Source organism: Moraxella sp. CTOTU47724 (assembly GCF_032014955.1).
In the GTDB taxonomy this organism is placed as follows: domain Bacteria; phylum Pseudomonadota; class Gammaproteobacteria; order Pseudomonadales; family Moraxellaceae; genus Faucicola; species Faucicola tetraodonis.
In genome coordinates this window covers 36,891-60,260 of record NZ_DALZSV010000006.1, presented here as the reverse complement: position 1 = coordinate 60,260, position 23,370 = coordinate 36,891, and the positions used below count along the sequence as shown (strand labels likewise).

Genomic DNA, 23,370 nt, shown 5'->3' with positions numbered 1-23,370 from the left:
AAGGGCGCTATTGATTGATAGCGCCCTTGATGTTTTATCAATTAAAAAATTTAATCCTCTAAAAAACGGGTGTCATTCGACCATTGCTGCATTTTGATAGTTTCATCCAAATATTGCTCGATAGCCGGCAAATTAAACCCGTCGTTTTCACTGATAAAGCTAATACTCATGCCTTTATTACCTGCCCGACCTGTACGACCGATACGATGAACATAATCATCAGGACTGTCTGGCAAGGTATAATTGACTACACAAGCCACATCATCCACATGAATACCTCGCCCTGCGACATCCGTAGCCACTAAAATATTGGCATCGCCTTGACGAAATTGTGCCAAATACTTCTCGCGTTTGGCTTGAATAACATCCCCTGAAAGTATCACTACTTTATATTGACGATTAAGTTTGTCATACAGGCGTTTGACTTGGTCTTTACGATTGGCAAAGACAATGATTTTCTTAGGAGAAATTTTTTCAATAATTTGCTGTAACGCCGCCAGTTTATCCGATTCCATCAAGGTGAAAAATAGCTGCTCGATGGTTTGACTGGTTTTTTGTTCGGGCGCAATCTCTACAAAAATCGGTTGATATAACCAGCGATAAGCTAAATTCATCACATCTTGGTTAAAGGTAGCGGAAAAAAGTAGGGTTTGCCGATGCGTATTGGCAGGCATCATACGAATCAAGCGTTTGATATCAGGTATAAACCCCATATCCAGCATTCTATCTGCTTCATCTAATACCAAAATTTCAAGACGATCGAGATACACATGGTGCTGAAAGCAAAAATCAATCAGACGACCTGGGGTGGCGATGATAATATCGACAAACTTTTGATGCAGCTGCTTTGACTGCGTGTCATAGTCTGTGCCACCGAGCAAACAAACAGTATGCAGCTTGGTAAACTTGGTGAGCTCAAGGCAATCTTGATAAATTTGTTGAGCCAGTTCTCGAGTCGGCGCGAGCACCAGCGCACGGGTTTCACCCAAAAAACGATCGCCATCAACCTCAGGGTTTAGAGGATTATTCAGCAATTCATTGATGATGGTGAGTAAAAACGTTGCTGTCTTACCTGTACCTGTTTGTGCCTGACCAATGGCGTCTTGCCCAGCGAGCGTATTGGGCAATATCTGCGCTTGGATAGGGGTCAGCGTTTGATAGCCTAGTTGGTCAATCGCTTGTTTGAGCGCTGGATGAAGGGGTAATTGTGAGAAAGTTTGAAACACAGAGATTTAACCTATTTTGACCAATTAATCATTGGCTATGAGAAACAACAAAAACCAAGTTAATTACATCAACTTGGTTTGCAAAAAGGTCAAAAATAACACTTCAACCCCTTTTTGGCTCAACTTATTCGACTTTGGTAACTTCTTCAGCTTGAAGACCTTTTTGACCTTCAACCACGATGAATTCAACTTTTTGACCATCTTGAAGTGAACGGTAGCCGTCACCTTGAATCGCGCGGAAATGAACAAAAATATCTTCACCGCTGTTACGTTGAATAAATCCAAAACCTTTTGAATCATTAAACCATTTTACAATGCCTTGTTCACGAACTGACATATTATAACTTCCTTTAACACTATTAATGGTAGGTTTTAAAGTAGTTTTTTAACCAAGTATAGTTAAGCCTAGTTAAGTTTAGCTACTCGCTACCTACGCCTGCTAAATAATGTACTAGTTAAGCGTTTGTAATAGTTTGTTAAAACATTTCTCTACAATGTCGCTTACATAGTAAATTGTTCTTATAGCAATCATAGCATGGGTTTTTTACAAAAAAAAGTAATTTCGTAAGAATTGGTTATTTTTTTAAATAGCGATTTTTTAGCCTTATTTAACGGTTTACGATAATAAAACTACAGGGTTGGCTACTAAAATTGCCAACTATTTTAGCGTCGGTTTGCACACATTGTATGGGCTTATCTTTAGCATTTATCTCATCGATGCCAATAAGTTGATTGATAACTTCCTCACCCAATTCATCTAGCACATCATGTTTTAATTCTTTGATTAATTGCTTGTCGGCATGTTGATGGGTTTTGATGGAACATTCTTTAAGTCGCCATAGTAGGTTTCGTAAAACTGCTTGATTGACTGCAGACTTTTGATTCAACCATTGGTATTCATGGGGTGAAAAAAAGCGTGAAGCAACGTGATGACTAATTGCGCTGTCTTCGACATCAATGCCGATATTTGTATAGGGCGAAATCAATACTGCAGCATGTTGGCGGCTATGGCTAAAACTGACATACCAAGTGAAACCATCAGCCGTTATAAAATGATAAGGAAAGTTTGCCTCCATTAACTCGCCTGTCAAATTGAGCGCTTGCTGTAGGTTTTTTAGCAATTGACGACAAGACATCGGCCCTGATTTATGGGTTGATGCTGCTTTATTGGTTAATAGCGTAGCCTGTTCACCCAAATTATGGTGAATATCAATAGCCACCCAGCTATGGTGTTTGATTGGATAAAGCTGCATCGGTTATGGTAGTGCCTTATGGTATAAGCAAATTTAACGATAGCTTAAAGTATTAAAGTATTTTTTTATACCAAGGTTGGTTGGCTTTCTTCTTTTGTGCTTGCGCAATCGCTTTACGTTTCTTTTGATACAGTACATTATTACTGATGAGAGTGATAGCGCGAGTGTCTTGCGCGATGACTTCCCCTAAGACGTTTTCAACCCCTACGGTAATGGTATAAGGGTTGGGATCGAGCGTAGTAGTAGCGATAGTATAGCTAGTGGCTTTTATGGTTGCTAAAGTTTGGTTATTGAGTTGATAGACGATTCTATCCCCTGTTTTTAAACTCGGTGTCAAAGCAACGTTAATCTCAATGGGTTGACTACCCCGTCGCAGCGTTTGCCCGGCTTCAGGCGATACAATGTTTAATACATAATCGCCCTGCTGGCTTGCTGAGATGGATTGGGTGGATAAGCGACCAGTTAAGCTATCAGGCAAGCGATTGTCAGTAGCCGTACTCGCTGCGTTATTAACTTCATTGTTCAAGTTATTAGATGTCGTTGTTGATTGATTGGTCGTCGATGATACTTGTGATTGGGTGGGTAATTTATCTAATACGCTGATACTCTTGCTGTTTTTATTGTATTGATAAGCGGTATTAATATTATCGGTATATACCACTTGCCCGTCTAAGGTGGTCGTCTTATACACTTCAGCATGACTTAACTGTGATAGCAATAACATTGAAGCCATGAGTGCAAAGTTATAACTATAGCGCAAACTACTATTATTATTGGACTTGTATTTTGTCAAAATCATTTAAGCCTTCCCTCAAAACCCATTATTGTGCATATTTTAGCAAGCTTGATAATCAATCCCTAAATAATTTTGCCTATTATCCTAAAAATTTCACATAAAAAAACCCAACTTGATGTGAAGTTGGGTTTTTTGAAAAGCGAACTTATTAGCAGCTGTAGTACATATCAAATTCGATTGGATGAACTGATACGTTGTAACGCTCTACTTCTTCTTTTTTCAAGGCAATGTAAGCGTCAAGCATTTCTTTGGTAAATACGCCACCTTTGGTTAAGAACTCATGGTCGTCTTCTAACGCTTTAAGCGCAACTTCCAAGTTCTCTGCCACCGTTGGGATCAATGCTTCTTCTTCTGGTGGAAGGTCGTATAGGTTTTTGTCTGCGGCTTCACCTGGATGGATTTTGTTTTGGATACCATCAAGCGCTGCCATCAACAATGCGGCAAAGCAAAGATAAGGGTTGGCTGCTGGGTCTGGGAAACGTGCTTCGATACGCTTGCCTTTCGGGCTTGCCACGTATGGAATACGAATTGACGCTGAGCGGTTACGCGCTGAATAAGCCAGTTTAATAGGCGCTTCGTAATGCGGTACTAGGCGTTTATAGCTGTTGGTTGATGGGTTGGTGATGGCATTTAATGCACGAGCATGTTTGATGATACCACCGATTGCGTATAAAGCAGTTTCTGATAACCCTGCGTATTCATCACCGGCAAAGGTGTTTTTGCCATCTTTTTGGATTGACAAATGAACGTGCATACCTGAACCATTATCACCAACCATCGGTTTTGGCATAAAAGTCGCAGTCTTACCATATTCGTGTGCAACGTTGTGTACTGCATATTTGAACTGTTGTACTTCGTCCGCTTTACGAACTAGGGTATTAAATGATACACCGATTTCTAGCTGGCAAGAGGCAACTTCATGGTGATGCACTTCAACACGGCCTTCACCCATAATCGCTTCTACCGCGGCACACATATCAGCGCGCATATCTTGTGAGCTATCAACGGGTGGTACTGGGAAGTAACCGCCTTTGACGCGTGGACGGTGCGCATAGTTACCGCCTTCCATTTCTTTATCGGTTGACCAAGCGGCTTCATCAGCTGAGATGGTGTGACGGGCGCCTGACATATCGATTGACCATTTTACATCATCAAATACGAAAAATTCTGGCTCTGGACCAAAGAATGCGGTATCGCCGATACCCGTTGATTTTAGGTATTCTTCAGCACGTCGCGCGATTGAACGTGGGTCACGGTCATAACCTTGCATGGTTGATGGCTCGATAACGTCACAGGTCACAACAACGGTCGTTTCACGAAAGAAAGGATCGACGAATGCGGTATCAGCATCTGGCATCAAAATCATATCTGACGCTTCAATGCCTTTCCAACCAGCAATTGATGAACCATCAAACATTTTACCTTCTTCAAAAATGTCTTCGTCCATGCTGTCAGCTGGATAGCTTACATGTTGCTCTTTACCTTTAGTGTCGGTAAAGCGAAAATCTACCCACTTTGCTTCGCTAGATTTGATTAAATCTAAAAATTTATTCGACATTGCTCGTTTCCTTTTACTTACGCAAAAAATGATTAAAAAAACGTTACGCCACTTTATACTCTTTTCGGTGCTGTGACAAGAGATAAACAAAGTGGTGCTTGTTGAATTTAAACTTTCAAGTTATGTGCCAACTTTTGCGTTATCATGCCAAAGATTAAATTTTTATATCAAATTCAATTAGTTATTTGTAGGCTGATTTGCTGATGAGGTTGGCTGATATGACTATCTGCATAGCTAACCTTCAAATCGCTATGAGGTTGCAGTATTTGCACCATTTTAATTAAAATTTTATCAATATTCACTTTTATGGTGCATAAAATATGTGTTTAACTATTTTAGTGAAAATCATTAACATTGCTTTCTGCTACTCTGTTTCACTTATTCGGTTTCAGTCACTTGTAGAATGGTTGTGATAAAATGCTTGATTAAAATAACGGTGAAGTTTTTTCATTGCATAACCATTGTCCAACAATTACAGCATAGGGTTTCTGGATTGCTACTTTTTATTGATAACTACGACAGTTTTACCTACAATTTGGTGCAGTATTTTGAGCAATTGGGACAACCCGTTGAAGTCTGGCGCAATGATGCTTGCAGCAGTGAAGACATCATTCGTTTAAATCCTGATTATTTGGTCATTGGGCCCGGACCTTGCACGCCCAGCGATGCGGGCAATACGTTGAGTTTTATCAAAGACTGTGCCGGCATTATTCCTATATTAGGCGTTTGCTTGGGTCATCAAGCGATTGGGCAAGCATTTGGCGCCAATATCATTCGATGCCCAACGATTATGCATGGGCGGGTGTCGCAAGTTTTTCATCACCATCAAGGGATTTTTGCCGGACTTCCCTCACCTTTTAACGCCACTCGCTATCATTCTTTAGCGATTGCGACAGACAGTTTACCTGCTTGCCTAGAGGTTACCGCATGGTGTGATGATATTTACCCAAATAATTCTCTGCCGTCCCCTACTGTGATGGGCATTCGGCATCAAACATTGCCGATTGAAGGGGTGCAGTTTCATCCAGAATCTATTTTGAGTGAGCATGGGTATACGATTTTGAAAAATTTTTTAGCTAACTATGAAAACCATGAAAACTATCAAAACGCTAACTATTAGACTGGGATAATTGAGTTTTGCGGCTTAAAGTTTGGCTTTAAAACTTGGCTTTAAAACCTGGCTTTAAAACCTGGCTTTGTTATAGTATACTAGTACAATGATATATCAAGTGTAAGCCATAAAACTCATACGAGACTGACATGACCCATACTGTAACGCCCTATCTTGGTGACATTACCACGTCTATTGAAAACAACCAACCATTAACACAAGAGCAAACCCAACTACTGCTTACCACGGCACTTGATCGCGCCATCAATACCATTGACCTAACCTATGCAGAAATGCGCGGCGTTATGCTAGCCATCATGCAAGGTCAATGCCCCGATGCCATGATGGGCGCGCTGCTTACTGCGCTGCGTATGAAAGGTGAAAGCATCGAAGAAATTACCGCCGCCGCCCAAGTGATGCGGGAACTTGCTATTAAAGTGGATTTGTCGGATGTGCCCAACGTCGTCGATATTGTGGGTACAGGGGGCGATGGCGCGAATTTGTTTAATGTATCTACCGCCGCTACGATGGTCGCAGCAGTGGCTGGCTGTCATGTCGCCAAGCATGGTAATGGCGGCGTTTCCGGCAAATCGGGCAGTTCCGATTTGCTGCAGCAAGCGGGTATTAATTTGGCACTAAATACCGAGCAGATTACCCAGTCGATTAAAACCCATGGTATTGGTTTTTTGTTTGCGCCCAATCACCATGTGGCAATGAAACACGCGATGCCCATTCGCCGCACCCTAAAAACGCGTACGGTGTTTAATATTTTGGGACCTTTAACCAACCCAGCGGGCGTCAAAAATGCCATGATTGGGGTATTTAATCCTTCGCTGTGCGAACCGCTTGCCAATGTGTTCAAAAACCTTGGCGCGGAGCATGTGCTAGTCGTCGGCTCAGTGGATAACCTTGATGAAATCTCACTGGCGACTTATACCCACGTGGCTGAACTTAAAGACGGCAAAGTCAGCGTGTATGATATCGAACCTGAAGATGTTGGTATCGAATCGCAAACGCTTAAAGGCTTAATCATTGAAAGTCCTAGCCAAAGCCTAGCCCTCATCCGCGAAGCACTCGACAACAATCCCAATAAAACCCCCATCGCCAAAAAAGCAGCGGATATGATTGCCTTGAACGCCGGTGCGACCATCTATGTAGCAGGTAAAGCAGATAGCATAAAACAAGGCGTAGCCATGGCACAAGATATCATCAGCAGTGGTAAAGCCTTGCAAAAAATGGCAGTATTAGCAAGCTTTACTCAGCAATTCACCTCTCATTAAATTTTTGGAAAAACCATGCCTCATCAAGCAGTCCCCTCGGTATTACAAAAAATTGTCGAAACCAAACGCCAAGAACTAACCAAAGCCAAGCAACAACAATCTTGGCACGACCTTGAGCAAATTGCCGCAACGAACCGCGATGACATCCGTGATTTTGCCGGCAGTTTGCGCAAAGCGGGTATCCGTGTCATTGCGGAAGTCAAAAAAGCCTCGCCATCCAAAGGCGTCATTGCCCCTAATTTCGATGCTGTCGCCACCGCAGTCGGCTATGAACAAGCGGGTGCCGCTTGTTTATCGGTATTGACGGATACGAATTATTTCCAAGGCTCGGATGAGTATTTATTGCAAGTACGCCAAGCGGTAAGCCTACCTGTGCTACGCAAAGATTTTATGATTGAGCCGTATCACATTTTGCAATCACGTGCGCTTGGGGCAGATTGTATTTTGCTAATTATGGCGTGTTTATCAGATGCGCAAGCCGCTGAGCTGCATGAATTGGCGTTAAAACTTGGCATGAGTGTACTCATTGAGTGTCATGATGAGCTAGAAATTGAACGTGCGTTACGCTTGCCCGCCCATCGTCAAAACGTGTATGGGGTTAATAATCGCAATCTACATAACTTTGATGTGAGTTTGGACACTACCCTACGCCTAAAAACACTGTTTCCACAAGATAGCTTATTGGTGACAGAAAGCGGGATTCATTCGGCAGATGATGTAAAATTGATGCTCGACCATGACATCCATGCGTTTTTGATTGGCGAGCAGTTTATGAAAACAGGCGATGCAGGCGCGGCATTAGCAAAGTTATTGGCACAATCGCAACAAAATGCGTAAAATAGCCAAGTTAAATAATTGATGTTAGGGCGTTTCATCGAAAAACGCCCTATTTTTTTATACCGATTTATAGAGTTATTGTATGGCAAATTTATTTTCTAAAGAAATGCAAGACCAGTTAAAACAGTTAAAAACTGAACTGGGTAAGGGTCGCAGCCAAACCAAAGAGACCGATGAAAACGGCAAACCGACTGAAACCGTGGGTTTATTGAGCAAGCAACAAGTCGCCAAACAAGTTAAAAAATATAATAGCGAACATCTTGATGATGATAAATTGCTATTTATGCAAGCCATGTCAGGCGTGCAGCCAATCAAAGATAAAAACTTGGCGGATAAAAATAACGCTGGCAATAAGCTTGATGCGACGACGCTAGCCAAACGCGCGGCGGCGGTCGGTGGTGACGATGATAGCGGGCATGTATTGTCTGATATGCAAGCGCTGCTCAACCCCGTCTCTGGCGATGCTTATTTAAGTTATAAAACCGCAACGCTACAAAACAAAGTGTTTAATGAGCTCAAACAAGGTAAGATTCGCTGGTATGATGCCGTAGATTTACACGGTGCTACCATTGAAGAGGCCCGTGAAGCCATGAGTCAATTGATTTTGCAGGCTCAAAAAAACAATGAAAATTGTGTGAAAATCATTCATGGCAAAGGCATTGATAGTATCTTAAAAACTTGCGTCAATGGCTGGTTGCGTCAGATTCCTGAAGTGCTTGCTTTTTGCTCAGCACCTGCGGCGCAAGGTGGCAATGGTGCAGTGTTGGTGTTACTCAAAAAACGTGAAAAAGCCAATCGCGACCAATAACTATTGTGCTGCTATTTTGACTATAGGTTAAATTTTACAAAATCATGCATAGAACAATCCATGCATGATTTTTTTAACGAGATTTTTTAATTGTTCATAGTTTATTCTTAGTTTTTGTTTATAATAGGCTCTTTTTTTTCATGGATTAAATGCGCTGCATTAATCTACTCTCAACTGGCTAAAAACAGCGCCCATTTGACTTTTGACAGCTGACTGTTTTTAACACCACTGGGTATAGGAGAAAGGTAACTTTGAACAATACCACCACTGCGACTAATTCGCCCGCTAAATTGCAACGCCAATTGGCACTCTGGCACATTATCATTATTGGTTTGGCGTATATTCAGCCCATGACCGTATTTGATACCTTCGGCTTGGTTTCTGAAGCCAGTTATCAGCACGTTCCAACATCTTATATTATTGCATTGATCGCTATTTTGCTTACCTCGCTAAGTTACGGTAGCATGATTCGTCGTTATCCTTCGGCAGGTTCGGCATATACCTATGCCCAAAAATCGATTCATCCCAATGTCGGTTTTATGGTGGGTTGGTCTTCTTGGTTGGATTATTTATTGTCACCTTTGGTGAATATTATCCTAGCGGTGATTTATCTTGAAGCACTGTTCCCTGATGTCAACAAATGGATTTGGGTATTTATTCTGACGGGATTTATGACCTGGATTAATGTGCATGGCTCCAAAGTCGTGGCTTATTTTAATAGTTGGATTGTGTTTATTCAGCTATTGATTATTGGTGTATTTACGTGGTTGGTGTATAGCAAATTGATGGCGGGCACCAATGCGGATGGCACTATCAATGCCGCAGCTTACCAATTATGGAGCTTAAAGCCGTTTTGGAGTGATATTGCCAACATGACGGCACTTATCAGTGGTGCAACGATTTTATGTTTCTCTTTCACAGGCTTTGACTCACTCAGCTCATTGGCAGAAGAAACCAAAGATGTGCAAAAAACCCTACCAAAAGCAATTTTCTTGACCGCATTGATTGCAGGTATTGTGTTTATCATTAGTACTTACTTTATGCAGATTTATTTCCCACAAACCCCTGACAAATATTTCCCAGATGTGGCTGCTACCCAGCCAGATATTTTGATGCTAGTCGGTGGTTCTGCGTTTCAAGCCGCCGTATTGGGCTTTGCAATTGTCACGGTGATGGCGTCAGGTATTTCTGCGCATGCGGGTGTCTCTCGTTTGATGTATGTGATGGGGCGTGATGGGGTCATTAATAAACGTATTTTTGGTCATATTCATCCAAAATACTTGACTCCAACCTACAATATCTATATCGCGGGTGTGATTGCGTTAACTGCGGGTTTTATTGAGTTTGATGTCATCGCGCATTTGATTAGTTTTGGGGCGTTGACGGCCTTTAGTTTTGTTAACTTATCCGTGATTGCGACCTACATCATCCGTGAAAAACGCTACCACAGTGCCTATGATTTGTTTATGTATTTGATTGTGCCGCTGTTGGGCTTTATCAGTGTTGCGCTGATGTGGAAAGAAAGTGAGCCAATCGCCATCAAAATGGGTTTAAGCTGGGCAGTAATCGGTCTTATCTATTTGGCGTTTAAAACCGGTGGCTTTAAGCGTCATCCACCGATGCACAATGAACATGAATAATGGTTAAGGTAGTGAAAAGGTCAGATACGATTCTGACCTTTTTTATGTCTGTGGCTTTTGGGAAAACGGCATGTTAGAAATTTTATATCAAGATGAACACTGTGTGGCAGTCAATAAGCCTGCGGGTATGCTTGTCCATCGAAGCTGGCTTGACCGTCATGAAACCGAGTTTGTGATGCAGACCCTGCGCGATCAATTGGCTCAATATGTTTATCCGATTCATCGCTTAGACCGACCGACGTCGGGGGTGTTACTGTTTGCTTTATCGAGCGAATCAGCGCGGCAACTGTGTGAGCAATTTGAAAACAGGCAAGTGCAAAAATCTTACTTAGCCATCGTGCGCGGATATTTGACAGTTAATGCACAGACATCTGGGCTGATTGATTACCCACTCGCACAAATTTTGGATAAAATTGGCGATAAACCAAGTTTGCAGGCGCTACAACAAAGAAAGGTTAGTTCGACAGACATGTTTGATGAATCCCTTAGAAACCCTACAGAATTAACCTTACTGCAACCTGCGCAAACGCATTGGCAATGCTTGGCAACAACTGAACAGCCGTTTCAAGCGCGCGCACGCTATCCCACTTCACGCTTTAGCCTGGCTAGATTGACGCCCATTACTGGACGAAAACACCAACTACGTCGCCACATGAAGCATGTGTTTCATCCAATTATTGGCGATACCAGTTATGGCGATCATCACCAAAATCGTGCCATCCGTCAACACATCGGCGTACATCGATTGATGTTACATGCGCATACCTTGGCTTTTAATAGACTGACCGACAATCGGCGTGTTGATATCACTGCACCCGTGGATACAGATTGGTTAACGATGTGTGCGCAGTTTGGCTTTCATTTGCCTTAATAGTTTGCGATATCATTATTTGGCGACATCATTTACGCCACCAAGTAATCACTCACTTTACTGCCGATGGTCGCAAATGTTGCGCCAATGCCTGCACCCACCAACACATCGGTGGGATAATGTAACCCAAGCACCAAGCGCGATAATGCCACCAGCATCGTAAATGGCAGCAACACCCATAACAGCATCGGCACTTGATGACCTATCATGGTGGTAAACAATACCGCTTGCAGCGTATGCCCTGATGGAAAACTAAATACATCTAAAGGCCGTTCACCTAAAGTAATGGTCTGGTGTACTTGGTAAGGGCGTGGACGTACTGTATGCACTTTTAGATACTTATACAGCAAATAACCACAAAAACTGCTGAGTAACACCGCACACACTTTCATAGCGACGATACTAGCGACCAGTCCTTGCGATAGTAATGCTACTAACATCACTACCGTCGATAGCGCCCAAAACCAACCATCGCCTAAGCGGCTGATGGTTTTGAAGAACCGCGCAAAAAACTTCAATTGCGACAGCAAATTTACCCGTAAACATAAGCGGGTATCCCATTGCAGCACGCGCTTTTGCAAATGATATAGTTTAGGTTTACTGTGCAAAAATTGATAATAATTGCGCATTAAATTGGGTAAGTTTTCGACAGGGCTAACAGAGGTACAGGTGAATTCTGAATTGGCAAGTGACAGTTTGGATTTTTTTATAGGTTGATTCATGGCGCCATCCTTTTTTTGCCTATTTGAATATCACGTTTTGGAGAAAAACGCGGCAGATTCAGCGGGTCTTTGGGCTGGGTGACTATTTTGGTTTAAGTGACTATTTTGGGGTGAATGACTATATCGGGGGTGGTTTTTTGCCACGACAGTCGGGTGAACTGACTCAGGTATGAGGACGATTGTTGAATCCGCTAGCGGATGTTGAGCTGACGCTTGAGAAGAAAAAAGTGCTGATGTCACTGGGCTAGCGGTTAGAGTGTTCGTCTGGATTGATAGCACCTCATAAAACATGGTCAACATTTCTTGGGCAGGTTTTTGCCAAGAAAAAGCAGCTACCTTGTGTCGCGCAGCTAGTCGCATCTGATCAAGCTGTTGTTGTTTGGGCAATTCGCTAATCATCTCTACAAAGCGTTGTTCTTGCCCAAGCGGTACGGTTTTACCACAACTATCATCCACCAACAGCGCCGCAGCCGCATCATGGTAGGCAAAAATTGGCAAACCCGACGCCATCGCTTCGGTGACGACATTACCGAAAGTTTCCACTTGACTAGCAAATACAAAAGCATCGGCACTGGCATAATAACTTGCCAGCGCCTCGCCTGTTTTAAAGCCTGCAAAAATAATGCTTGTATCATTGGCATGCCGTTTAACGAGCGCTTCTTTGTATGGCCCATCACCGACAATCACTAATTTGACATGACGATGCAGCTGCTGTAATTGTAGCGCTTTGAAGCTTTTAATGACGGTATCCATACCTTTTTCAGGGGAAACACGGCTCACACACATTAACACTGTGGTGCCCTCGCCCACGCCCCAACTTTGCCGTAATGCTTGGCTACGTTTGCTCGGTGCATAGCGCGCTGTATCAACGCCACGACCGACTTGGTACAAATGCTTGAAACCAAATTCAGCGAGCTGATGTTGGGTGGTCTGGCTTGGAATACAGGTGGCATTGCAATGGTTGTGAAAACGCTTCATATACGCAAGCAAAGGCAATGAGACAACTTTCCAGCCAAAATATCGGCTAAAATCATGAAACGCGGTGTGATAACCTGAAGAGACTTTAATGCTTTGCTGTTTGCCAGCAATCAACGCCGCAAGCCCCAAAGGACCTTCCGTCACGATATGTACAATATCAGGACGAAGCTTGCGCAGCTGCTTCGTTAAAAATCGGTAACAAGGTAGCCCCATGCGCAGATGCGGGTAATAAGGAATGGGCAAACTTGGCACTTGCAAATCAGTGGTAACAGCCGCGGTGTTAAGCCCTGTTGTTAGGGTATGTTGTTCGACTTCATCGCTTTGTTTGGGGCGAATCAAAGTGATGCGATGCCCCATCGATTTGAGTTCGCGCATGATTTGATAAACGCTTGAGGCTACCCCATTGATATCCGGCAACCAAGTTTCAGTCACCAAAGCGATATGCAATGATGGCCTAGTGTCATGAAAAGGCGTGCCTGCAACTTGAGTTAAGGGATTCATGTGATTGGCTGACGTCGCCTTAGTATCAGTCAAAGCCTTGTATGTATTAGTGTTTACAGTGTTGTCACTCATAGTATGTTATCAACCATTACAACCGACTGCTTTATTTGACTACAAAAGCCGTTTCGGTAAATTAAATCAATCCTTTGTATGGGTTAAGCTTATAAGTCGCCATTGACAACCTCATGTCAATTTGATAACAGTTTGATGACAATTGCATCGCAAATAGGGGTCGATTTTGCTAAAATAGCGGGCATATTGCACTTTATAGATTAATGCCTTATAGATGGTTAAATGACTGATTTGATAACTACATCGAATAATACCGCTATGCCAAATACTTCGACGTTGGATACACCAATTGTGATGCTGATGACACATGCCCCTAGCCATCCGCTCACCAAACGAGCGCTTGAATGCGCCCAATCGCTATGGGCAAACGCTAGTAAAACAACCGATGAGCAAAACTCGTTGACTAGTACCGATTTTAAAATTTTCTTATATAGTGATGCGGTGATGTTGGCCAACCGATTAATTTGGCTGCCCGATGATATCGAAAATTTGGCAAAAAATTGGCAACACTTTGCTATAAGTCATGATTTAACCATTCAAGTGTGTGTGAGTGCCGCTTTGGCTCGCGGGGTGACAGATGCTGACAATGCGACTAGACATCAGCTACAAGGTGACAATTTGGCAGATGGCTTTGAATTAGTCGGTTTGGGTGAATTAGCCATGCATCTACACAGTGCAAAAACGGTTTATCAGTTTTAATTGGGATGGGTTTAGCGATAGCGGTTTACTATGAAAATTATCATTAATATTCACGCTGACACGTTTTTGCTTTGTCATGAAGCCTTATCAATGGCGTTTGCGCTGGCGGCGTTTGATCACCAAATTCAGCTGACTATCGGTGATGGCATGCTAAACTTACTACTTGATGAGCCTATGGGCAAGCTTGCCCATATGCTGGCATCCCTTGATATGTATGATATGCCGCCCGCTTGGCTGGCGCTAGCAGATTTTAATAGATTAAAAGCGTGGCAAGCGAACCTTTCAGCAGACTTTGATTGGTGTGCTCAAGTAGCGCTAAAGCCAACCACACTACCTTATTTTGATACCACTTTTGACTTATAAATACCATGACCCAACTTCCCGAACTTGACCAAGACGGTCATTTGATAGCTCATCAAACCTGGACACCCGATATTGCGCAACAATTGGCGAACACGCTGGATGTCACGTTAACCCCTGAGCACTATCAAATCATAGACGCGGTACGTCAATATTATGACTTGTATAGCCATCCACCGACGACCCGTCCTTTAATCAAGTTTTTATCCAAGCAATTGCCCTCATTGGCGATTGATAACACCAAACTGCAAGCCATGTTTAACACAGGTCTTGTCGCGCGCCATGTCAACCGCATTGCAGGGTTGCCAAAACCTGCAAATTGCTTATAAATTTTGAGATTATTTTGGGTCATAAGGGACGAGATTGTCATAACCGATACTGTGACCAGTATCACCGCCAAACCCCTGCTGACGCCAAACTTCAAATAATGTAATTGCCACGCTGTTAGATAAATTCAAACTGCGAGAGGTCGGCAACATAGGCAAACGTAGCCAGTTGTCTTGCCCAATTGCTAGACGAATTGGCTCGGGTAATCCGGCTGTCTCTGACCCAAATACCAAAGCGATATTTGCCAGTTGCGCAAAATCTTCATCATATAAAGGTTTGCTGAGCTTGGTGGTCAAGGCAACGATTCTTTGTACCCCACTTTGGCTTAGACTGCCCTGTGCATCCTGCCAATTGGCATGTACTTTGACATTTGCCCACTCATGATAGTCTAGCCCTGCTCGGCGTAATTTTTTATCTTCTAACTCAAACCCTAGGGGCTCAACCAAATGTAGCGTTGCGCCCGTATTGGCGCATAACCGAATAATATTGCCTGTGTTGCTTGGCATTTTGGGTTCAACTAATACCACATGAATCATGTCGACATCCTTAACCAGATTGAAATAAAAAAACGCTAAATGCGAAGATTAATTTACAAAAAACCTATACTTATTGCGTAAATTTAAGTTTTTTTTACAACTTGATAGTTTTGGTTACATTAACGCTATAGCGACGTTAGACTAAACTGCATTACCATGACTCTACCAAGCATGTTTTACTTTATTTTAACTTCTATGAACCAATCTTCTATGAATCAATAAAGTCGCATGATTTAACCTGGTAGCTAAAAACTGTTAAAAAATAATGGATATATCTGAGGAAATTTAAAATGAAAAAATTAATCGCTGCATCAATCGTTGTTATGTTTGCTGTCACAGGTTGTAATACAATCCAAGGTTTTGGTAAAGACGTATCAAAAACAGGTGGCGCAGTAACCAATACCGCACAAAAAACTGAAAACAAAATCTACCGCACAAATAACTGAAAACAAAATCTAATCGTAGATTCTCTGTTTAAGTAAAAAAACCCATCTCGCTGATGGGTTTTTTATTGCCTATTTTATTGGCTATCGGTTATAACCCTAGTAGGTTATAAAACTAGCCGTTTTTTGGCAAATTTTCAGGTAGATAACAACGTAGATAAGCAATCACCGCTGTAATCGCTTCTTGGCGATAGGTATCGGTAATTTCTTTTTCTGAGCGATAAGCTAAAATAAAAATACCATTAATGATACCGTATGCGACTAACAATTGCTGATGAATGGTTTCTAAAGCCGGCATTTTATAATGCTCAGACAGCTTATCATACACCATTTGGGCGAGGCTTTTTTCGATTTCACTACCAAACGCATTGCCCTCAAAATCTGGGGTATTGGTCTCATAAATCAAACGGGCAACCGTTAAATCGGATTGAATAATATCAACGCCTGTCTCAATGACTGTGGTGATATAAGCCTGCCAGCGACTAAATTGTTTGGCATCGACTTTTTCAAGCTTGTTAAAAATTTCTATCGCATTTAAAAAACGCAATGCCAAAAAAATCGCTTCAACGTTTGGAAAGAAGTGATAGGCTGAGGCTCTGGGAATGTCCGCTCGTTCACATACATCAGCCAAACTAATCTCACTGACAGGTCGGGTCGCGCTCAATTCTTTGGCAGCGGCTAATAATTTTTGGCGACGTAAACGACCTTGCTGGCTAGTGAACTTGAATTTGTTAGGGACCAAGCGGCGAGCGAGCTCAGAGTCCACTAACACATCCTCAATTTTTTCATCATAAGCGCTTGACATATTTCCTCTCTATCGACTGATTATGAATAAAGTTTAATTTGTGCCCGTACCAATCCATGATCGGTTGGGCGTTGTTCTACAATAAATTTGAGATGATCGTTAAAATAATCAACTTGTAATACTTCGCCGATGTTAAATTTACTATCAGCTAAAAATTGTTCAGATACCAAAATTTGGTCAAGCACTTCAGGCATACCTTGGTGGATATGGGTGTAGGCCACGTCTTTGAGCCAGTGCATACGGCTTTGTACCGTAGAGGCATCATACAGCACGATATCGCGCATCGACTTATCATAAAATACTTCGCCCGATTCGCTTAAAAGCTGACAAGTGACACTTTGCATCACATCATTCATATCCCCTAACAAAATCAGCGGATGGTTGTTGTGTGACAGTTTTTCGATGACCACTTGGCGAATGCCTGCCGCTTCCGCTGCCCGCATACACAGACTGCGCAGCTTGGCGCGGACTCGAATTAGCGGATCATTGCGATCTTCTAACGGCTCGCCTTGCGCGTTTTCTAAAAACTCAGGGCGTTTACTTTTTAGATGCGCCACAATCACGGTGACCACCATGCCATTTGGCAATCTGATGTCGGCAATCAGCGGCGGGCGGTTAAATTGTTGATAAAGCCCAACATCAGGAACGTCTAACAACGCAATCGCAGGCATCTGCGTGAGCAATTGGGTGTTAATAATCTCAAAGCGCGATATCAAACCTACGCTCGGGGTACCAATTGCGCCTCGTCCTTGGGTTAATGGACTGTCTGGCTGATTACTGGCTAACGGCACAGTAACATGATAGTCATTGAGACCGGCTGCATGACATAAGTCAATGAGTGCTTGCTCATCCCAAATTTCTTGGCAACCAATGATATCAGCTTGCAATTGCCGAAAGATGGGGGCAAGTGCATTAATCTTTTGTTGATATTGCTGCGGCGTATACACGTCTTGGTTTCGATAAAAAACCCGATTGGGCAGTGCAAAGTTAAGTAAATTTGCCGTAGCGATAACAAATTGATTGTCCACTGTCATATCCTTAATGTTGAGTTACCAGTTATCCTTGCTTGCTTGCACCAACATTGTCCAAAAAAATTTCCTAACTTTCATCTTCGTAACTTTTATCATAATAACTTATATCATAGTAACTTTCATCACTGTCAACACAGTGTCGAATTTTGAAGCATTATACATTTTTTTATTCAATTTCTACACAAAAAATCACTTTTTTTGGCCGAAATTTGCTGATATTTTTAAGCAGGGTTTAAAAATTGGGTACATAAAGTGCTTTTTTTACTTAATGCATTTAATTGCTAACGAAAATCACTCTCGTGTCGAGTCTTTAAAAAAATTTTTCATACAGTTAACTATTTGTTTTTACATTATTGTTAGTTTTTTAGGGCTATATTAATGATTTTCTTGCTTTAAATTTGTTCATTTAATAGTTGATTGATATAAAACTGCCAACGCTCCACGATGGCTTGGCGCTCAGACAATGCCATCTTAGGCTCAAAGATACGGTCTAACTGCCAACTTTCACCAATGCTAGTGTCATCATATAGTCCCACCGCTTGCCCTGCCAATAATGCCACCCCTTTTGCGGTACTCTCAGTCGTCGTCGGTCGCAGCACAGGGACATTGAGTATATCGGCTTGAAATTGCATTAAGATATTGTTATTGGCTGCGCCCCCATCCACGCGCAGTTCGTGCAGTGGTACCGGGCTGTCTTTTTGCATGGCGATTAACACATCATAAGCTTGCAGCGCAATCGCTTCTAAGGCGGCCCTTGCGATATGTGCTTTGGTAGTACCGCGTGTCAGCCCGATAAGTCTTGCGGTAGCATCTGCTCGCCAGTAAGGTGCGCCAAGCCCGGTAAAGGCAGGAAGCAGGGTCACTCCTTGGCTATCTGGTACTTTTGCTGCCAAGGTTTCAATGTCCTCACTGCGCGCTATCATACCTAAGTTATCGCGTAGCCACTGCACGATGGCACCCGCCATAAACACACTGCCTTCAAGCGCATATTGTGTTTGCGTGACGCTTGTTTTTTTATTTCGTTGTAAATTTTGTAAAGGTTTTAACAAGTTGGGCAATTTACCTGAGAGTTCATGCCGGTTAGGTTGACGAGTGTGATTTGCCTCTGTGGTTTGCCAAGCGACGGTGGTGAGTAATTGCTGATGACTGACACACGGCTTATCGCCGGTATTCATTAATAAAAAACAGCCGGTGCCATAGGTGGATTTTGCCATGCCTGCCCGGTTACAGCCTTGCCCATACAATGCCGCTTGCTGATCGCCTAGCACTGCCGTGACTGGGATTTGTTTGCCAAACATCCCTTGTTTGGTGACCCCAAAATCGCCATCCGATGGCTTGATGGTAGGTAACATGGTTTTGGGAATATCAAATAAATCCAATAATTCATCAGACCAGTCGCCTGTTTGCAAAGACATCAGCATGGTGCGTGAGGCATTGGTGATATCAATGCTATGCTCGCCTGTCATATTAAACAGTAGCCAACTATCCACGGTACCAAAAGCCAACTCACCTGATAACGCTTGTTGGCGAAGCTTAGGGTTTTGGTTTAACAGCCATACAATTTTGCTGGCACTAAAATACGGATCTATACGTAATCCGGTAATTTGCTGGATTTTGGCATCAAAGCCTTTATCACGCCAATCTCTACACCACTGATGGGTACGTCTATCTTGCCAGACAATGGCGGGTGCGACAGGCTTACCGGTCTTTTTATGCCAAATTATGGTGGTCTCACGTTGGTTGGTGATACCGATGGCTGAAATATCTGTCGCCAATAATCCTGCTTTGGCAATCACTTCTTGGGCGGTACTAATTTGGGTTTGCCAGATGTCATTGGCATTTTGCTCGATAAACCCGGCTTTTGGAGTGATAATATTAAGCGGCTTTTGGGCGATGGCGATGGGTGTTAATTGGTTATCAAAGATGATACTGCGGCTTGAGGTAGTGCCCTGATCCAGCGCTAAAATAAATCCGTTTTCTGTTTTAGCCATGTTGTTGTCTCAAACGATTGTGTTAAGCGTCCATATGTTATCTTAGCAAATACTTACCCATCAACTTTTATATTACTGCGGCTGAAACCGTAAGGCAACGATTCGCGAAAAAATAGCCATTGATTTTATCAACAAAAAACCACATCATACTGATACTTTATTACCACTTACCAAAACCTATCTGTTAACTATAAGTGACCCTAAACCTTAGACTTCAGACCTTAGACCCTAAGCACTGTCATTCTAACTGTCACTGTCACTGTCATTGTTTATCTTTCCCACTACCGTTTTTTAATGCGTTGATGAAACTTGTTTTATGAAAAATACCCTTGCAAAATCTGTTCGTACTACCCCTGTGACCTCAAAATCATCCGCTATCATTACCGATACCATCAAATCTGACAATTTACAGCCTGTTGCAATCTCGCACTTGCGCCGTTATACCGACCCAGCGACCTTGCCAAAAGATAGCCACCATACCAAAACCCTTGAAATTGGCTTTGGGCAAGAGCGAGCCTGTAAAGCGATTGCCACTGCACTTGACATCAATGCCAATGGTTATCATATCTTTGCTGCAGGTGAAAACGGACTGGGCAAACGCACCTTAATCACTCGCCTGCTACAAGCACACGCCAAACAAAAACCCACACCCAATGACTGGGTGTATGTGCATAATTTTATTGATGCGCGCACCCCGATTGCGCTTGACCTGCCTGCTGGCATGGGCAAGCAATTAGCGGAAGATGTCAAAACCTTTTGGCTAACCACCAAACGTCAGCTCAATCAGCGTTTTCGCAGTGAGCACTATCAAAGTAAGGTAGAAGCCATAAAGAATGAAATTAGCCTTCGTGAAGAACAGGTCTATCATGCGCTGCATGAAGAAGGCAAACAATATTCACTTGCATTGGCGCTGCGACCTTCGGACAATAAACCGATTTTTATCAAATCTGATTTTAGTGACAACCGAGCCGATGGCAATGACAATGACAGTTACAATGATATCGAGCCAAGCGATGGTTATTTATCAATCAAACCTGCTAATAAATTGGGTCGCCAAAAATCCAGTGGTAAAGCACCAGTTTTACCACTTAAAGCCAATCAAACGTCTAGCACCACAACTAGCGCCTCTAATAACACCTCAAGTGCAACCAATCAAGCCAGCTTTGGCTTAACCCCAAAATCGCCGTATGTTGCCAATTATCAAGATAAGAACCATATGCAAAAACGCTTGAGCCAATTGACCGTTGAGCTTGAGCAAATTGAAGATGAAGCCAATCAGACCCTACAAGCGCTACACCATTCATTGACTCGGCGTACCTTAAAACCATTGATGGAGCCGTTATTTGACAAGTATCAAGCCTTACCAAAGGTTCGTAAGTATTTGCAAGACGTACATGACGATATCGTCAATCATGTAGAACGAATTATCAATGAAGATGATGAAGAGTTTTTGCCTAGCCATTTTTCGCCATTGCCTGCGCGCTATTTTGTCAATGTGATTGCAAGCCATGCGTCCGATCAAGGCGCACCGATTGTGTTTGAAGACTTACCCACCCATTTAAATTTACTCGGGCATGTCGAGCAAATTACCCATTTGGGTACTGTGTCAACAGATGTCAGTCTGATTCGCGCCGGTTCACTGCACCGTGCGAATGGCGGTTATTTGGTGCTTGAAGCAACTAATTTGCTTGAATATCCGTATGCGTGGCAAGGTCTCAAACGCGCGCTGCAAAGCCGCCAAATCAAGATGTCGAGCCTTGAGCAAATGCTGACACTGACTGGTAGTATCAGCCTTGAGCCACAACCGATTAAGCTTGATGTCAAAGTTATTTTACTCGGTGAGCCAGACTTGTATTATGACCTGCTAGATTTTGAGCCTGAATTTAATGCCGTATTCAAAATCCGTGCAGATTTTCATGATCGCGTGGTACGCAGCCACGCCAATGAACAAGCGATGACAGCCAAAATTGCCGACATGATAAGCAAATATCAATTGCTAACGTTTGATAACACCGCGTTGGCGTGTTTATTAGATTATCTCAGCGAGCAAGCAGAAGACCAGCATGAGTTAAGCCTACATGGGGACAGATTGGCGCAGCTCTTACTCGAAGCCAATCGTCATGCCATCATCAATCAATCAGAGCTTAGCCCTGCAAACACAGTAACCGCTAGCCACGTCCGCCAAGCCATTGAGGATATTCGCCATCGCTCGGGCTATTTACGGCAATTGTTCTGGCAAGAACTAGAAAAAGGGCAACAGCTGATTAGCACCCAAGGCAAAGCGATTGGTCAAATCAATGCGCTGACAGTCATCAGCTACGCAGATAGTGAATTTGGTATGCCTGCGCGGTTGACAGCGTCAGTGCATCACAGTGCCGCGCACGCCGATATTGTTGATATCGAGCGCGATGTGGATTTAGGCGGCTCTATCCATGCCAAAGGCGTGCTGATTATGAGCAGTTACCTAAAAGCACTGTTTGCCGAAGACCACACGCTCAACTTTACCGCATCGCTGGCTTTTGAACAAAGTTACGGCGGTATCGATGGCGATAGCGCGACAGTAGCTGAAACTTGCGCGCTGCTGTCTGCCCTATCGCAAACCCCCATCAATCAAAGCTTTGCGGTCACAGGATCGATGAACCAATTTGGTCAAGTCCAAGCGGTCGGCGGCGTCAATGCCAAAATCGCCGGGTTTTATGATGCGTGTGTCGAGCAAGGTTTGACGGGTAAACAAGGGGTGATTGTGCCCAAAGCCAATTTGGCGCAATTGATGCTGCGTCAAGATATTATCGATAGCGTGACGGCAGGTAAATTTACCATCTATGCCGTAGAGCATGTCAATGAAGCCATGTATCTATTGACGGGTCTAGCGCCGGATGAGATGACCAAAAAAGGCAAGTATCGTAAAAATACCGTTTATGGTCGTATTTATGAACGCTTAGAAACTTGGGAAGAAAAAGATGCAGATGATAAAGAATAACGCCTCATTGGGTTATTGTTTATCGCTGATAACTTGCTTGCTCTATATCAAGCAATGTTTGCTTAATCTCAATCCCACCGGTATAACCGCCCAATTTGCCATCGCTGGCAATCACGCGATGGCAAGGAATAATGAGACTTAGTGGGTTGCGGCCATTGGCCTGCGCGACTGCGCGAAAGCCTTTGGGGTTATCCACTTGTAGCGCAAGCTGTGCATAGCTGATTGTTTGACCGTAAGGGATTTGTCGTAATGCTTGCCATACTTTTTGCTGAAAAGGTGTGCCTGTGTAGAGGGCGATGGGCATATCAAATACTTGTCGCTGTCCATTAATATATTCGTCAAGTTGACTGATGGTATTTCGTAAGACTTTGGCATCGTCATCTACTGAGTCAGCCAAATCTTTGCTTTGTATATAGTGCGCTTGTGCAGTTAATTGTTGTAGGATTTTTTGGGTTTGCCAATCAAGCGCGATAAGACAACCCTTATGTGCGACAAGGGTAATTGTTGGTAATTTGATTGATAGTTGGTAGTTTGTGGTAAGCATT

At 43.0% G+C, this 23,370-nt stretch carries 23 protein-coding genes; 11 read left to right on the top strand and 12 right to left on the bottom strand.

The features are described 5' to 3' along the window. Positions 1–50 precede the first annotated feature (50 nt). The 5 genes from RTR63_RS02660 to glnA all read right to left on the bottom strand — a co-directional run bounded on the left by RTR63_RS02660 (position 51) and on the right by glnA (position 4,833). Complete coding sequence (locus tag RTR63_RS02660) at positions 51–1,232, bottom strand: DEAD/DEAH box helicase (RefSeq protein WP_060994899.1); 1,182 nt, start codon at positions 1,230–1,232, stop codon at positions 51–53. A 118-nt stretch (positions 1,233–1,350) separates the two neighbouring features. After that, complete coding sequence (locus RTR63_RS02655; protein ID WP_007116878.1) at positions 1,351–1,563, bottom strand: cold shock domain-containing protein; 213 nt, start codon at positions 1,561–1,563, stop codon at positions 1,351–1,353. Between the two features lie 271 nt (positions 1,564–1,834). Continuing rightward, positions 1,835–2,479 carry a 4'-phosphopantetheinyl transferase superfamily protein gene (locus RTR63_RS02650; protein ID WP_312522511.1) on the bottom strand — a complete coding sequence of 215 codons (645 nt, stop codon included), beginning with the start codon at positions 2,477–2,479 and terminating at the stop codon, positions 1,835–1,837. 52 nt (positions 2,480–2,531) lie between these two features. After that, entirely contained in the window at positions 2,532–3,278 is a 747-nt protein-coding gene (locus tag RTR63_RS02645; RefSeq protein WP_312522509.1) for a DUF4124 domain-containing protein, read from the bottom strand. A gap of 145 nt (positions 3,279–3,423) precedes the next feature. Further along, complete coding sequence (gene glnA, locus RTR63_RS02640; RefSeq protein WP_065252507.1) at positions 3,424–4,833, bottom strand: type I glutamate--ammonia ligase; 1,410 nt, start codon at positions 4,831–4,833, stop codon at positions 3,424–3,426. A 493-nt stretch (positions 4,834–5,326) separates the two neighbouring features. On the opposite strand from glnA, the gene RTR63_RS02635 reads away from it, so the two are divergent. The 6 genes from RTR63_RS02635 (at position 5,327) to truC (ending at position 11,380) form a co-directional block, all read left to right on the top strand. Beyond that, entirely contained in the window at positions 5,327–5,953 is a 627-nt protein-coding gene (locus tag RTR63_RS02635) for an anthranilate synthase component II (protein WP_219331108.1), read from the top strand. 140 nt (positions 5,954–6,093) lie between these two features. Then, positions 6,094–7,224 carry an anthranilate phosphoribosyltransferase gene (gene trpD / locus RTR63_RS02630; RefSeq protein WP_312522506.1) on the top strand — a complete coding sequence of 377 codons (1,131 nt, stop codon included), beginning with the start codon at positions 6,094–6,096 and terminating at the stop codon, positions 7,222–7,224. Between the two features lie 15 nt (positions 7,225–7,239). Further along, positions 7,240–8,061 (top strand): indole-3-glycerol phosphate synthase TrpC, encoded by an 822-nt coding sequence (gene trpC, locus RTR63_RS02625; protein WP_312522504.1) that lies wholly within the window; start codon positions 7,240–7,242, stop codon positions 8,059–8,061. Between the two features lie 82 nt (positions 8,062–8,143). Further along, positions 8,144–8,869 (top strand): Smr/MutS family protein, encoded by a 726-nt coding sequence (locus RTR63_RS02620; protein WP_239741986.1) that lies wholly within the window; start codon positions 8,144–8,146, stop codon positions 8,867–8,869. A 251-nt stretch (positions 8,870–9,120) separates the two neighbouring features. Continuing rightward, on the top strand, positions 9,121–10,509 hold the full coding sequence (locus RTR63_RS02615; protein ID WP_159769676.1) for an APC family permease: 1,389 nt from the start codon (positions 9,121–9,123) through the stop codon (positions 10,507–10,509). Positions 10,510–10,579: 70 nt separating this feature from the next. Then, on the top strand, positions 10,580–11,380 hold the full coding sequence (gene truC, locus RTR63_RS02610) for a tRNA pseudouridine(65) synthase TruC (RefSeq protein WP_312522501.1): 801 nt from the start codon (positions 10,580–10,582) through the stop codon (positions 11,378–11,380). A 32-nt stretch (positions 11,381–11,412) separates the two neighbouring features. On the opposite strand, the gene RTR63_RS02605 is transcribed toward truC, so the two are convergent. Both RTR63_RS02605 and RTR63_RS02600 read right to left on the bottom strand, forming a co-directional pair. Further along, positions 11,413–12,009, bottom strand: a complete 597-nt coding sequence (locus RTR63_RS02605) for a phosphatase PAP2 family protein (RefSeq protein ID WP_159676908.1) — start codon at positions 12,007–12,009, stop codon at positions 11,413–11,415. 123 nt (positions 12,010–12,132) lie between these two features. Then, positions 12,133–13,581, bottom strand: coding sequence for a glycosyltransferase family 4 protein (locus tag RTR63_RS02600; RefSeq protein WP_312522499.1), 1,449 nt, complete (start codon positions 13,579–13,581; stop codon positions 12,133–12,135). A gap of 330 nt (positions 13,582–13,911) precedes the next feature. Between RTR63_RS02600 and tusD the strand changes: the two genes are divergently transcribed. From tusD to RTR63_RS02585, 3 genes are read left to right on the top strand one after another with little or no spacing between them, the layout of a single operon-like run. After that, positions 13,912–14,352, top strand: coding sequence for a sulfurtransferase complex subunit TusD (gene tusD, locus RTR63_RS02595; protein WP_409418187.1), 441 nt, complete (start codon positions 13,912–13,914; stop codon positions 14,350–14,352). A gap of 30 nt (positions 14,353–14,382) precedes the next feature. Continuing rightward, on the top strand, positions 14,383–14,715 hold the full coding sequence (locus RTR63_RS02590; RefSeq protein WP_312522496.1) for a hypothetical protein: 333 nt from the start codon (positions 14,383–14,385) through the stop codon (positions 14,713–14,715). A 5-nt stretch (positions 14,716–14,720) separates the two neighbouring features. Then, positions 14,721–15,041, top strand: a complete 321-nt coding sequence (locus tag RTR63_RS02585) for a TusE/DsrC/DsvC family sulfur relay protein (RefSeq protein ID WP_099833799.1) — start codon at positions 14,721–14,723, stop codon at positions 15,039–15,041. 9 nt (positions 15,042–15,050) lie between these two features. Here the strand turns inward: RTR63_RS02585 and RTR63_RS02580 are convergent, their stop codons facing one another. Then, positions 15,051–15,575, bottom strand: a complete 525-nt coding sequence (locus tag RTR63_RS02580) for a tRNA (cytidine(34)-2'-O)-methyltransferase (protein WP_219331102.1) — start codon at positions 15,573–15,575, stop codon at positions 15,051–15,053. Positions 15,576–15,865: 290 nt separating this feature from the next. On the opposite strand from RTR63_RS02580, the gene RTR63_RS02575 reads away from it, so the two are divergent. Beyond that, complete coding sequence (locus RTR63_RS02575) at positions 15,866–16,021, top strand: entericidin A/B family lipoprotein (RefSeq protein ID WP_065252497.1); 156 nt, start codon at positions 15,866–15,868, stop codon at positions 16,019–16,021. Between the two features lie 112 nt (positions 16,022–16,133). Here RTR63_RS02575 and RTR63_RS02570 read toward each other — a convergent pair whose 3' ends face one another. The 3 genes from RTR63_RS02570 to glpK form a co-directional block, all read right to left on the bottom strand. Then, positions 16,134–16,823 carry a TetR/AcrR family transcriptional regulator gene (locus tag RTR63_RS02570; RefSeq protein WP_065252496.1) on the bottom strand — a complete coding sequence of 230 codons (690 nt, stop codon included), beginning with the start codon at positions 16,821–16,823 and terminating at the stop codon, positions 16,134–16,136. Positions 16,824–16,843: 20 nt separating this feature from the next. Next, complete coding sequence (locus tag RTR63_RS02565) at positions 16,844–17,851, bottom strand: endonuclease/exonuclease/phosphatase family protein (protein ID WP_409418185.1); 1,008 nt, start codon at positions 17,849–17,851, stop codon at positions 16,844–16,846. A gap of 395 nt (positions 17,852–18,246) precedes the next feature. Next, a complete protein-coding gene (glpK, locus tag RTR63_RS02560; RefSeq protein ID WP_312522492.1) occupies positions 18,247–19,845 on the bottom strand; it encodes a glycerol kinase GlpK in 1,599 nt (532 codons plus the stop codon). Between the two features lie 316 nt (positions 19,846–20,161). Here glpK and RTR63_RS02555 point away from each other — a divergent pair, with 316 nt between their 5' ends. Beyond that, positions 20,162–22,825 carry an AAA family ATPase gene (locus tag RTR63_RS02555; protein ID WP_312522490.1) on the top strand — a complete coding sequence of 888 codons (2,664 nt, stop codon included), beginning with the start codon at positions 20,162–20,164 and terminating at the stop codon, positions 22,823–22,825. 19 nt (positions 22,826–22,844) lie between these two features. On the opposite strand, the gene RTR63_RS02550 is transcribed toward RTR63_RS02555, so the two are convergent. Beyond that, on the bottom strand, positions 22,845–23,369 hold the full coding sequence (locus RTR63_RS02550; protein ID WP_050324252.1) for a methylated-DNA--[protein]-cysteine S-methyltransferase: 525 nt from the start codon (positions 23,367–23,369) through the stop codon (positions 22,845–22,847). Position 23,370: the final 1 nt, after the last annotated feature.